A 12,700-nucleotide genomic window follows, 5' to 3' on the forward strand; every position below is an offset into this window, starting at 1 on the left:
GTTAGAAACTAATCTTAAAAAACATAAAATTCAAAAAACAATCAACCTCCTATTGTTGACATGGGGCGTAGAGGTTTTATATATTTTGACATAGCTTGAGGTTTTGAATGGATTGTTTTTATAAGAATTTTTCTAATTTCTTTATCCGATGAAGCAGCTCTTAAATGCTTTTTTAAATCAATCTCTTTATCCGAAAAAAGACATGCTCTGAGTTTTCCATCTGCTGTAAGTCTGAGCCTGTTGCATCTTGCACACATATGAGTTGTCATAGGGCTTATAAATCCAAGAAGTCCTTTTGCTCCTTGCAACATGAAATACTCAGCAGGACCAGATTTTTTTACCTGAACCGAAATTAAGTTTCCTACTGTGGTTTGTATTCTGGATTTAATTTCATCTGAGGATACAAAAAGCTCTTTACTCCAGAGCTTTAATCCTCCAAGAGGCATAAATTCTATAAATCTAATCTGATAAGGCACTTCTTTGCTCCATTGAGCAAACTTTTCTATTTCATTATCATTAATTCCTCTCATTACAACAACATTGATTTTTATTGGTGTAAAGCCAATCTCATTAGCTTTTTCAATTCCTTCAAGGACATCTTTTAAATGACCAAATCTTGTTATCATACTAAATTTTTTTTCATCAAGCGAGTCAAGACTTATATTCAGTCTTTTTAATCCTGCTTCAAAAAGATCTTTTGCATAGCTTTTGAGCAGCACTCCATTTGTGGTTATCCCTATATCATTGATTCCATCAATCTTTGCCAGTTTTTCGATGAATCCAACAACTCCTTTTCTTACCAGTGGCTCTCCACCTGTGATCCTTACTTTAGATGTTCCAAGAGTGACTGCAATATTTATAACTCTTAAAATTTCTTCATAAGTGAGAATTTCTTGATGAGACAGTATTTGTTTTATGCCTTCTTCAGGCATACAGTAGATACATCTTAAATTGCATCTATCGGTAATAGAAACCCTTAAATAGTTTATTTCTCTGTTATATTGGTCTTTCATTTTCTTTTTTTCTTTGTTGTGGTTTTCTTCGGTGTTGATTTAGTTCCAGTATTCATACTTTTAAGTATTTCTACTATTTTCTGTTGGGCAATTGTGGCTTCCTTGGATTGAGGATATTTTTCAATTACTCTTTCAAAAACTACTTTTGCGGTTTTTTTATCCTTTAACTCTAAAAATGCCATCCCTTCCTTAAGAAGTGCTCCTGGTGCCTTATCATGTTTTGGATATCTTTTAAGAAACTCCTCATAAGAAAGAATAGCATCTTCATATTTTTTCTCGCCATAATAAGTTTCTCCAATCCAGAAATAGGCATTTGGAACAAGTTCAAAATCTGGATCATTTTTAATTATTTCCTGAAATTTTTCTCTGGCAGATGTAAAATTTTTATTTTTTATATCAATATGAGCATCATCATAAAGTTGTTTTGGATCCTTTAATGTTTCTTTAGGAGGTTGTACAGGTTCCTGTTTCTCGACTGGTGGAGCAGATGGAGTAAGTTTTGCCTGTAATTCTGTTATTTTATCATTTAGTTCTTTGAATCTTTTTTCATTATTATAGGAGCTTTCCTCAAATTTTCCTTTAAGAATCTGAAGCTCTTTCACATAATCCTGTGTCTGAGCAATAAGTGTAAGTTGTCCTTCTTTTAACGCAACTGTTGTGTTAAGATCAGAAGAAAGATTATCAACCCTTGTTTTAAGTTCAGAAATCTCTTTTCTCAGTTCACTATTTTCCACATAAAGTTTTGCAATATCTGATTTCATCTGATCAAATTCTCCGGTGGTTACACAACCAAACAAAGCTATTGATGCAAATCCAGCAAATATAAGGCTAATTCCCTTTTTCATCTGGCCTCCTCAATAAATACAAAATGTGCTCTTCTATTTTTCTGCCAGCATTCTTCGGTATGTTCCATGCATAAAGGTTTTTCCTCACCATAACTTATTATGTCTATCCTTGAAGACATAACTCCAAGATTTATTAAATACTGTTTGGCAGCGTTTGCTCTTTTTTGACCCAGTGCAAAATTATATTCATTAGTGCCTTTTTCGTCACAGTGTCCTTCAATGATAACTTTCAGTTTTGAATATTTTTGAAGTGTTTTAGCTACTTGTTTTAATGTCGGAATGTCCTCTTGTTTTATATCGTATTTATCAAAATCAAAATGAATATCCCCTATTTGCTCCTGAAGCTTTTTAATTAGCTCTGACATTTGAGCGGATGATAAACTTTCTTCTTCAGAAGGCTTTGTCTCTTCAACCTCGGCTTTTTGTTCTTGCTTTGATGTAATTCCTTCAGCACCTGTTTGCCCTCCTGGCATATAAATTTTCCTTTCAGCGCAGCCAGCTACAAGTAAAATGCAAAAAATAATCAGAAAAATAGTTTTGAAATGCATTTTTGCCTCCAGAGAATGTTTTTTAATGCGGGGTTTTTAATTTTTTTCATACATATATAATACAACAATTAGTAAAGCTTTGAAATGTCTGCAACTGATTTCAATAATTCCGACAACTCCTGAATTAATGCAATGCGATTTCTTTTGATATGTTCATTTTTGTCCATAACAAGGACTCTGTCAAAAAAATTATTTATTACAGGAGTGAGTTGATTTAAATGATTTAAAGCTTCCAAAAACTGCTCATGTTTTAAATAAATTGTAATCGTTTCTCTATTTTTCAACATTACTTTATATAACTCTTTTTCTTCTTCTGTAATAAAAAGCTCTGGATTAAGCTCAATTTTTTCATAATCTTTAATGATATTTGAAACTCTCTTTACAGCGAGGAAAAAACTTTCAAATTCTTCATTTTTCTGGAATAATTTTACTGCCTGAATTCTATTTTCAATCTCATATACAGGTCGATTTAAAATAAAGTCATTTACTGTTTTTATCATGTTTACATCATATCCAGAGGTTTCTAAATAACTCTCTAGCCTCTGTGCTATAAAAATTGCAATTCTTTTTTTTGTTTCCTCATCAATTAATTCATCTATCATATCAACAACGTCTTTGATGCTTATTAAATATTTTTTCTTTAAAAGTATTGCAATTATTCCATTGGCAGCTCTTCTTAATCCAAAAGGATCCTCTGTTCCAGTAGGAAGTTCCTCAAGGTAAAAAAATGATGCAATATGGTCAAGCTTATCTGCAATGCTTACAATACAACCTGCATCTGAAGACGGAACTTTATCCTGGAAGGTCTTAGGGAGATAGTGTTCATTAATTGCTTGAGCTACTTCATCTGGGAAATTAGCAGCCCTGACATAATATCCTCCCATAATGCCCTGTAACTCAGGAAATTCTCTAACAACTCCACTTGCAAGGTCAGCTTTACAGTATTTTGAAGCAAGCCTTATAAGTTCAGTTTTTTCAGGCAAAAGCTTTTGCGATAACTTTGTAGCTATATTGATAATTCTAATGGTTTTATCATAAAGACTTCCAAGCTTTTTATGATAAACAATGCCTTTTGTTGCCTCAAGAAGTCTTTCTATTCCATTTTTTAGATCTTCTTTATAATAAAATCTGGCATCCTCAAATCTTGCTCTTATAACCCGTTCTGCACCCTTTCTTACATTTTCTCTGTTTTCTAAAGATGTGTTGCTTACAACAATAAAGTGATTTTTAAGTCTTCCTGATGAATCGATAACTGCAAAATATCTCTGATGATCCTTCATTACTGTAATGAGTAATTCTTCTGGTAGCGAAATATACTGATCAGAAAATACACAGAGTACAGTATCCGGAAACTCAACAAGATAGTTTACTTCCTCAACCAGCCTGTCATCCAGTAAAACTGTACAGCTTATTTTTTCGGCACACTTAATAGCTTGATTAACAATAGTTTCCTTTCGCTTTTCCTGATCAACTATAACAAAAGCTTTTTCAAGATGATTCTCGTATTCGTCTATTTTTGATATAGTTAGAGGGTTTTCGGCAAGAAATCTGTGCCCAGAAGTTTTACAATCACTTTTGATTCCTTCTATTTCGAATTCAATGACCCTATCCTCATATAAAGCCAGAAGCCATCTTACTGGTCTTACAAACTTGAGGTTGCCATCACCCCAGCGCATCATTTTTGGGAAAGTTAATGAAAAGAAAAGACTTTTAAGAACCTCATGCAAAACTTCCTCTGTATTTTTACCTTTCTCTTTTATTGCAGCACATACATAGTTCCCCTTGCCTTTCTGTTTAATCTGTAACTCTGAAACTTCAATCCCCTGTGCTTTTGCAAATGCAAGGGCTGGTGCATCGGGATTCCCATTTTTATCAAATGCAACATGAGCAGGAGGTCCCCATATTAATTTTTCTTGAGTTGTCTGCTGTTGAGATATTTTTGCTTTAATGGTGAGTCTTCTTGGTGTTGCATATACCTTTGGTTTTTCAAAGTTAATCCTGTATTCCTCGAAAATTCTTTTGAAGTTTTCTTCTAATTGAGAAGTAGTTGATGGAATAAATCTTGCAGGAATCTCTTCAACTCCTATTTCAAAAAGCAGATTAGCCATTATTATCCCTCTTTTTCAGATAAGCCTCTGCACAGGCTTTTGCAAGCGTTCTTACTCTTCCAATATAATTTGTTCTCTCTGCTACTGAAAGAACTCCTCTTGCGTCAAGTAAATTAAACATATGAGAACACTTTAAACAGAACTCATATGCAGGCAGGATCAAACCTATCTGGAGCATAGTTTTAGATTGCTTTTCAAAATCATCAAAATGTTCTCTAATCACTGAATGGTCAGAATGGTCAAAGTTGAAATATGAAAACTCTACTTCTCTTTCATGATGAATATCTCCGTAGCTTAGATATTTGTTCCATTTTATATCGAAAACATTTTCTACTTCCTGTAAATACATTGCAATTCGTTCAAGTCCGTAGGTTATCTCAACAGAAATTGGATTTAAATCAATACCACCAACCTGCTGGAAGTATGTAAACTGGGTTATTTCCATTCCATCAAGCCATACTTCCCATCCAAGTCCCCATGCACCAAGAGATGGAGATTCCCAGTCATCTTCAACAAATCTTATATCATGCTTTGAAGGCTCTATACCAAGTGCTTGAAGGCTTTTTATGTAGAGTTCCTGAGAATCTTCAGGAGATGGCTTAAGGATGACCTGATATTGATAATACTGACCAAGTCTGTTAGGATTTTCTCCATATCTCCCATCTGTTGGTCTTCTGCATGGTTGAACATAACCTGTGTTCCATGGTTCATTTCCAAGAACTTTGAAAAATGTTGCAGTGTGAAATGTTCCCGCGCCAACTTCAATATCATATGGTTGAAGTATAACGCATTCTTTTTCTGCCCAGTATTTATTGAGTGTGAAAATTATATCTTGAAAATACATAGATTTTCATGATACTTTAGCATAGAAACTATTGTCAAATGTATCCCAGAATACTTATAGCAGGTATCAGAGGTGGTGCAGGAAAAACAACTGTAACTTTAGCCATTCTTTCACTTTTGAGGGAAAAAGGATTAAATGTTATTGCTTTTAAAAAAGGTCCTGACTACATAGATAGCGGCTGGCTTTCTCTTTTTTCAGGAAATCCATGCTATAACCTTGATACATATATGATTCCTCCAAATAAAGTGATTCGCTCATTTATTGAGAGATCAGAAGGAGATATCTCTGTTATTGAGGGAAACAGAGGGCTTTATGACGGAATGGATATAGAAGGTACAGTGGCAACTTCAGAACTTGCAAAGCTACTTAAATGTCCTGTAATTTTAGTTGTTGACTGCACGAAAATTACACGCTCTGTTGCTGCGATTATTCAGGGATTTGTAAATTTTGACAGAGATGTCTATCTGAAGGGAGTTGTCCTTAATCAGGTTGCAAATGCAAGACATGAAAAAATTATCAAAGAATCAATAAAAAGATACTGCAATATTGAGATTGTTGGATCAATTCCGCGATTCAAAGATATAAAAATGCCTGAAAGGCACATGGGCCTTACTCCTCACCAGGAACAGGAGATGAAAAAAGAAACTGAGGATTTTATATATAGAGTAGCTGATTATCTAGATATAGAAAAAATTTTAAAAATAGCAAGAGACGCTCCTCCAATATCATATATTTTTAATGATACAAAACCATATATTAATGGTGAAGGAGTAAAAATTGGTGTTATAAGAGACAGAGTATTTCAGTTTTACTATGAAGAGAATCTGGAAGAGCTAAAAAAATACGGGGCAGAAATTGTTTTAATTAACTCTCTTGAAAATAAAGCCTTGCCTGAAATCGATGCTTTATATATTGGAGGAGGTTTTCCTGAAACCAATATTAAGCCTTTATCTGAAAATGTTGACTTAATTAAAAATATAAAGGAAAATGCGCAGAAGGGACTACCAGTATATGCTGAATGTGGTGGACTAATGTATCTTTGCAAGAGTTTAATCACTCATGAAGGAGAATTTTCAATGGCAGGCATTTTTCCTTTTAAATTAAAGATGTTTAAAAAACCACAGGCACATGGATATGTTATGGCTAAAGTCAACGAGGATAGTCCCTTTTATGAAAAGGATATCGAAATAAAAGGCCATGAATTTCATTACTCAAGGGTAATAGACTATGATGAATTACCACATATGTGCTTTACAATGTTAAGAGGAGAAGGGATAGTCGAAAATCAGGATGGAGCCTGTTTTAAAAACACTCTTGGCACTTATGTTCATGTTCATGCAATTGGATGTGAGGAGTGGATAAAGGGAGTTTTAAAGATAGCAAAAAATTACAGGGAGATTAAAAATGCGTAAAGAACTACCAACATGTCTTTTCTGTGGCAGGATAATTATGCCTCCTCAGCAGACAATGACAGAAATAGGAGAAGTTATATCTGGAAAATGCGAGTGCGGAGCAATTTATGTCTGCGAACCAACAGGACATAATCAGGGAGATGCTTTAGTTGATGCTATGCTACTTGCCTCTCCAGAGGGGATAGAAAATATAGAATTAGGAGTAAACTTTGAGATCAGAGAAAGAGACTACGATTATAGAACTCATCAGTATGTTTATATAAAAAGCTGGCCTTTCAACGGGAGGCTTTTTTTCATAAAAGCTCTGACAGGAGGTGAAAGAATAGTTGTGGAGGATAATATCAAAATAACAAAAAAGGATTTTATTGATCTCATTGAAAATAGAGATTTTGAAAAAATAGAAAAATTAGCACTTCAGAATAAAAATTCTATTGGCTGGTTGATCTCTCTTTCGTATGATAAAGAAAATCTTATATCCTGGAAAGCAATAGAGGCAATGGGACATGTTGCAAAAGCATACATTGAGGCAGGAGACATAGAAACCCTGAGAAACACTATAAGAAAACTCCTCTGGTCGATGACTGATGAATCTGGTGCTATAGGATGGCGTTCGGCAGAATTAATAGGCGAAATTATATATGCCAATCCCTCGCTTTTTGAAGACATAATACCTATTTTATGGTCTCAAAGGGAAGAAGAGAGTTTTATTGAGAGCGTCCTCAGAGGTATTTTAAAATTATCCAAAAAAGTTAATCTGTCCAATTATATAAAAATTAACTGTCAGGAACTTGAAAATCTTTCCAGACATAAAAATGATGATATAAAAGGATTATCTACTTTGCTAACGAAACGCACCACATGTGATTATGAGTTGCCTGAAGAAATCAAACAAATAACCATTTCCATGTATGATAACGGGAAAACGATAAAACTAAAAGTTAATGACGCTGAAAAATTTTTATAAGTTTATAAACTAAACTTATTTGACTTTAAAAATTGTCATACTTTAAAATTTTTTACTTTAAAAATAAAAAATGCAAATATAGACTTGAATTATTATTCCCAAAAAGTTAAAATATTTGCAAAAAACTAAGAAGGAGGTTCTACAATGCCGTACATTGAATTTAAGGGAAAGCAGATTGAGATTGATGAGGATGGATATCTTAAAAACCTTGATGATTGGACACCTGAGTTATCTGAGTACATGGCTCAACAGGATGGGCTTACGCTAACAGAGCAACATTGGGAGGTTATTAACTTTTTGAGAGATTACTATCAGAAATATCAGATTGCTCCAATGATTAAAATACTTGTCAAAGAAATGGCTAAAATGTTCGGACCTGAGAAAGGAAACACAAAATATCTTTATGGTCTTTTCCCAGATGGTCCTGCAAAACAAGCATGTAGATACGCAGGGCTTCCAAAACCAACAGGATGCGTATAATTTATCTAATTGAAGGGGTAGAAATCTGCCCCTTCATCTTTTTTGAAAAAGAGCGGGTTGATTATATTATGACCCTGACTCTATCAGATGCAAAACTTTTTATAAATAGGAGAATACATTGGAAATAAATAGCGTCTTTTCAAAGAAAAGGCAAGCTATCATCGACAAAGCTTTTAATCTGACTATCTCAACTTATCCAGAAGGAGGGATCTCCTTTTTAAAGGGAAAGCATGAACAATTTACCAACCCTGTTGGCTATAATATTTATCAAAGTATTCAAAAGATAGTTGATAACCTGATTGCTGATGAATCTTTAGAAAGTTTTGTTTCCTCTATTGAAGAAATTATACGTATAAGAGCAGTTCAGGATTTTACTCCTTCTCAGGCTGTGGGATTCATTTTTTTGCTTAAAAAAGCAATATATGATGAATTGTACAACGATGTGGATTTGTTTCAGCTTATGGGTTATCTTTCCAGGATAGACTCTCTTGCTCTTATAGCTTTTGATATCTTTATGAAATATAGAGAGAAAATCTATGATCTTAAATCTAAGGAATTAATTGATAGAACATGGTGGGTTCTTAAAAAGTGGAATATTGTTTCAGAAATTAACGATGAAAAAGATGAAACTGTGCAAAAATAAAAAAATTATTAAAGAGAGGTAGGGTGAGATGGGTCTAATATCAGCCTTTTTAATTGTGATGGGGTTAATAATTTTTGCTTATATTGGTAGTAGTATTTCAGGGTTGCAACCTCTTTTTGCTGTAGTATTCCCCTATGTTGCATTAATAATATTTATTGTAGGTTTTGTTGTAAGGATTATTAAATGGGGAAAATCTCCGGTTCCATACAGAATACCGACAACAGCTGGACAACAGTTTTCTCTTCCATGGATTAACCAGAATAAAATTGACAATCCTTCAACAGGCTGGGGCGTTTTGCTCAGGATGTTTTTTGAAGTTTTTATGTTCAGAAGTCTCTTTAGAAATGCAAAATCTGAAATGATGAGTGGAAAGCTTTATATTGGTTCAAACAAATGGTTATGGCTGGGAGCATTAACTTTCCATTATTCCTTTCTGGTTATCCTTTTAAGACATCTGAGATTTTTCGTTGTTAAAACACCATGGTGTATTTCCATGTTAGCTTCGCTTGATTCTTTCTTGCAGATAGGCTCTCCACTTCTGTTTATGACTGATATATTTATAGCATGTGCTATTCTTTATCTACTTGGAAGAAGAATTTTTAATGTTCAGGTTAGATATGTATCCCTTCCTTCAGACTATTTTCCTCTTTTCCTGATTCTTGGAATTATCACAACGGGCATATTGATGAGATATTTCGTAAGAGTTGATATCGTTAACATAAAAGAACTAGCACTGGGATTGATTTACCTTAATCCATCTGTGCCTGAAGGCATAGAAAGTATATTTTATATTCACCTTTTTCTTGTAAGCGTTCTTTTTGCATATTTTTCATTCAGCAAACTGATGCATATGGGTGGAGTTTTCTTGAGTCCTACCAGAAATTTGGCAAATAACAACAGGATGAAGATGCATGTTAATCCATTGGAGTATCCAGTTAAGCATAGGCATTATGAAGAATATGAAGAGGAGTTTAGAGAAAAAATGAAAAAAGCTGGAATACCAGTAGAAAAGGAGTAATGATTATGGCACTACCAAGACCAGAAGAATTAATAGGAACCGTTAATTTAAAACAGATGCCATCCAGAAAATGGATGGATATGTTGCCAGTAGAATTTAAGCCAGGTTTTTACTGTTATGGAGCTCAGGGCAAAAACCTCGAATATGTGGATTTTCCAAATGCGAGAGATTTCAATGTAACAGATCCTGACTGGAAGCTTCCAGAGGACTGGAAAAAAATAGTGATTGAAGGCATAAAGCAAAGACTTGAACGCTTCAGGACGTTTCATGTTTTTATGGATATCTGTGTCAGATGTGGTGCTTGTGCTGATAAATGTCATTATTTTATCGGAACAGGAGATCCTAAAAATATGCCTGTTTTAAGGGCGGAACTGTTACGATCTGTTTACAGAAAATATTTTACAACAGGTGGAAAAATATTTGGTAAATACGGTGGAGCTAGAGACCTTGATTTAGATGTATTAAAAGAACTGTGGTACTATTTTTATCAATGTACTGAATGTAGAAGATGCTCTCTGTTCTGTCCATATGGAATTGATACAGCTGAAATTACAATTATAGCACGAGAATTGCTTAATTTGCTTGGCCTGAACACAAACTGGATATCTGGACCTGTGGCAAACTGTTACAGGACTGGCAATCATCTTGGGATAGAGCCTCATACCATGAAATCAACTCTTGAGTTTATGTGCAATGATATAGAAGACATAACAGGAATTAAAATTGAACCACCAATCAATAAAAAAGGTGCTGAAATTCTATTCATCACACCATCAGGAGACCTTTTTGCTGATCCTGGAATTTATAACTGTATGGGTTATATGATGCTTTTTCATGAACTAGGACTTGACTATACCTGGAGCACTTTTGCATCAGAAGGTGGAAACTTTGGATTTTTTACATCTCTGGAAATGGCAAAAAGACTTCATAGCAAAATATATGAAGAGGCAAAGCGGCTTAAAGTTAAATGGATAATCGGTGGTGAATGTGGCCATATGTGGAGAGTCTGGCATCAGTATCATAATACATGGTATGGACCTGTAGACTTTCTTGAAGAACCGATATCTCCTATTACAGGAACGAAATTTGAAAATGCTAAATCGAATAAAATTGTCCATATCAGTGAATTTACAGCTGATCTTATCAAACATGGTGTACTCAAATTTGATAAATCAAGAAATGATAATCTGGTAGTTACATTTCATGATTCCTGCAATCCATCAAGAGGAATGGGACTTCTTGAGGAGCCACGATATATAATTAAAAATGTCTGCAATCACTTTTATGATATGCCTGATGAAACAATAAGAGAAAAGACTTTTTGCTGTGGAAGCGGTGCTGGATTGAATGCAGGAGAAATTATGGAGCTCAGAATGAGGGGAGGATTTCCAAGGGCAAATGCAGTAAGGTATGTTCATGAAAAGTTTGGTGTAAATATGCTGGCAAATATATGCGCCATAGACAGAGCTGCTCTACCACCTCTTATGGATTACTGGGTTCCCGGAGTGAGAGTTACAGGTGTTACTGAACTTGTTGCAAATGCTATGATCATGAAGGGAGAAAAAGAAAGAACAATGAATTTAAGGATGGAGCCACTACCTGGAAAGGAGGAATAATAAAATGTATGATGGATGGAAAATAATTACTGGATTGGTTGTTTTTGTCGTTATAGTGACTCTGCCTTTTACGATGAGCATCGGCAAGGCCTATATAAAACCCGAACCCCGGATTGACACTCCTGAAATACAAAAGTTGTCCGATGCAGAAAAAAAATGTATTGAGTCAAAAGAATTTATGAGAACAAAACACTTTCAACTTCTTAATGAGTGGAGAGATGAGGCTATAAGATCTGGTCACAGAGTGTATGTAAGCAGCACTGGCAAAACTTACACAATAAGCTTGCAAAATACCTGTATGAAATGTCATTCAAACAAATCTAAGTTTTGCGATGAATGCCATACTTTTGCAGAGGAAACACCCTATTGTTGGGATTGTCATATCCAGCCAAAGGAACAAAACCAGAAGGAGGCAAAACGATGAACGATATAGACAGAAGAAAGTTTTTAAAAATAGCAGGACTTGGCGCTCTTTTTGGCTTGACAGGTTTATCAATGTTTGAAGTTGTAACTAAAAAACATATTGAAGCAGCTGTTGAAAAATATAAAATACTCCCGAACACACTAACTGCACAGAGATGGGCTATTGCTATTGATTTAAAGAAACTTGATGAAAAAATAATAAATGATTGTATACAGGCATGTCATAGTATACATAATGTTCCCCAAATCGCTATGCAAAAAGAAGAGATTAAATGGATATGGAAAGAGACTTTTGAGCATGCATTCTATGAAATGGAGTATCCCTATATGCCAGAACAAATGAAAAATTTGCCTGTTCTTGTCCTTTGTAATCACTGTGATAATCCTGCTTGTGTAAGAGTTTGTCCTACCAAAGCAACATTTAAAAGAAAAGATGGGATTGTTATGATGGATATGCATAGATGTATTGGTTGCAGATATTGTATGGCTGCATGTCCATTTGGCGCAAGAAGTTTTAACTGGCGAGATCCGCGGCCTTTCATAAAAGAAGAAAACAGTGAATATCCTACAAGAATGAAAGGAGTTGTGGAAAAATGTACGTTATGCTGTGAAAGACTGGAAATTGGGAAACCTCCAGCATGTGTAGAGGTTTCTAACGGAGCTATTATATATGGCGATCTTGCAAATCCTGATTCTGAAATTAGAAAAATTCTTGCAACTAATTATGCCATAAGAAGAAAGCCAGAACTTGGAACAAATCCATGTGTATATTATCTAATTTAGGGA

Annotated in this window: 13 protein-coding genes; 8 read left to right on the top strand and 5 right to left on the bottom strand. The window is 34.5% G+C overall.

Features of this window, described 5'->3' with window-relative positions; translation table 11 throughout:
- Window positions 1-41: 41 nt before the first annotated feature.
- From moaA to G581_RS0107350, 5 genes are all read right to left on the bottom strand, one after another.
- Window positions 42-1,013 carry a GTP 3',8-cyclase MoaA gene (moaA, locus tag G581_RS0107330; RefSeq protein WP_028845272.1) on the bottom strand — a complete coding sequence of 324 codons (972 nt, stop codon included), beginning with the start codon at window positions 1,011-1,013 and terminating at the stop codon, window positions 42-44.
- Window positions 1,010-1,858 (bottom strand): tol-pal system protein YbgF, encoded by an 849-nt coding sequence (gene ybgF, locus G581_RS11695; RefSeq protein ID WP_051179021.1) that lies wholly within the window; start codon window positions 1,856-1,858, stop codon window positions 1,010-1,012. The genes moaA and ybgF overlap by 4 nt, the downstream gene beginning before the upstream one ends.
- Entirely contained in the window at window positions 1,855-2,406 is a 552-nt protein-coding gene (pal, locus tag G581_RS10965) for a peptidoglycan-associated lipoprotein Pal (protein WP_038065453.1), read from the bottom strand. Before pal ends, ybgF begins: the two co-directional genes overlap by 4 nt.
- Window positions 2,407-2,474: 68 nt before the next feature.
- Complete coding sequence (gene glyS, locus G581_RS0107345) at window positions 2,475-4,514, bottom strand: glycine--tRNA ligase subunit beta (protein ID WP_028845273.1); 2,040 nt, start codon at window positions 4,512-4,514, stop codon at window positions 2,475-2,477.
- Window positions 4,507-5,358, bottom strand: a complete 852-nt coding sequence (locus tag G581_RS0107350) for a glycine--tRNA ligase subunit alpha (RefSeq protein WP_028845274.1) — start codon at window positions 5,356-5,358, stop codon at window positions 4,507-4,509. Before G581_RS0107350 ends, glyS begins: the two co-directional genes overlap by 8 nt.
- A gap of 38 nt (window positions 5,359-5,396) precedes the next feature.
- Between G581_RS0107350 and G581_RS0107355 the strand changes: the two genes are divergently transcribed.
- From G581_RS0107355 to dsrO, 8 genes are all read left to right on the top strand, one after another.
- Window positions 5,397-6,770, top strand: a complete 1,374-nt coding sequence (locus G581_RS0107355; protein ID WP_028845275.1) for a cobyrinic acid a,c-diamide synthase CobB — start codon at window positions 5,397-5,399, stop codon at window positions 6,768-6,770.
- Window positions 6,763-7,734, top strand: a complete 972-nt coding sequence (locus G581_RS0107360) for a DVU0298 family protein (protein ID WP_028845276.1) — start codon at window positions 6,763-6,765, stop codon at window positions 7,732-7,734. The genes G581_RS0107355 and G581_RS0107360 overlap by 8 nt, the downstream gene beginning before the upstream one ends.
- A 144-nt stretch (window positions 7,735-7,878) precedes the next feature.
- Window positions 7,879-8,214 carry a TusE/DsrC/DsvC family sulfur relay protein gene (locus G581_RS0107365; protein ID WP_028845277.1) on the top strand — a complete coding sequence of 112 codons (336 nt, stop codon included), beginning with the start codon at window positions 7,879-7,881 and terminating at the stop codon, window positions 8,212-8,214.
- A gap of 118 nt (window positions 8,215-8,332) precedes the next feature.
- Entirely contained in the window at window positions 8,333-8,857 is a 525-nt protein-coding gene (locus G581_RS0107375) for an RsbRD N-terminal domain-containing protein (RefSeq protein ID WP_051179023.1), read from the top strand.
- A 28-nt stretch (window positions 8,858-8,885) separates the two neighbouring features.
- Window positions 8,886-9,875, top strand: a complete 990-nt coding sequence (gene dsrM / locus G581_RS0107380; RefSeq protein WP_028845279.1) for a sulfate reduction electron transfer complex DsrMKJOP subunit DsrM — start codon at window positions 8,886-8,888, stop codon at window positions 9,873-9,875.
- 5 nt (window positions 9,876-9,880) lie between these two features.
- Complete coding sequence (dsrK, locus tag G581_RS0107385) at window positions 9,881-11,491, top strand: sulfate reduction electron transfer complex DsrMKJOP subunit DsrK (protein ID WP_028845280.1); 1,611 nt, start codon at window positions 9,881-9,883, stop codon at window positions 11,489-11,491.
- Window positions 11,492-11,495: 4 nt separating this feature from the next.
- Complete coding sequence (gene dsrJ / locus G581_RS0107390) at window positions 11,496-11,915, top strand: sulfate reduction electron transfer complex DsrMKJOP subunit DsrJ (RefSeq protein ID WP_028845281.1); 420 nt, start codon at window positions 11,496-11,498, stop codon at window positions 11,913-11,915.
- Window positions 11,912-12,697 carry a sulfate reduction electron transfer complex DsrMKJOP subunit DsrO gene (dsrO, locus tag G581_RS0107395; protein WP_028845282.1) on the top strand — a complete coding sequence of 262 codons (786 nt, stop codon included), beginning with the start codon at window positions 11,912-11,914 and terminating at the stop codon, window positions 12,695-12,697. The genes dsrJ and dsrO overlap by 4 nt, the downstream gene beginning before the upstream one ends.
- Window positions 12,698-12,700: the final 3 nt, after the last annotated feature.

The sequence above is a fragment of the Thermodesulfovibrio thiophilus DSM 17215 genome (assembly GCF_000423865.1).
GTDB classification, from domain to species: domain Bacteria; phylum Nitrospirota; class Thermodesulfovibrionia; order Thermodesulfovibrionales; family Thermodesulfovibrionaceae; genus Thermodesulfovibrio; species Thermodesulfovibrio thiophilus.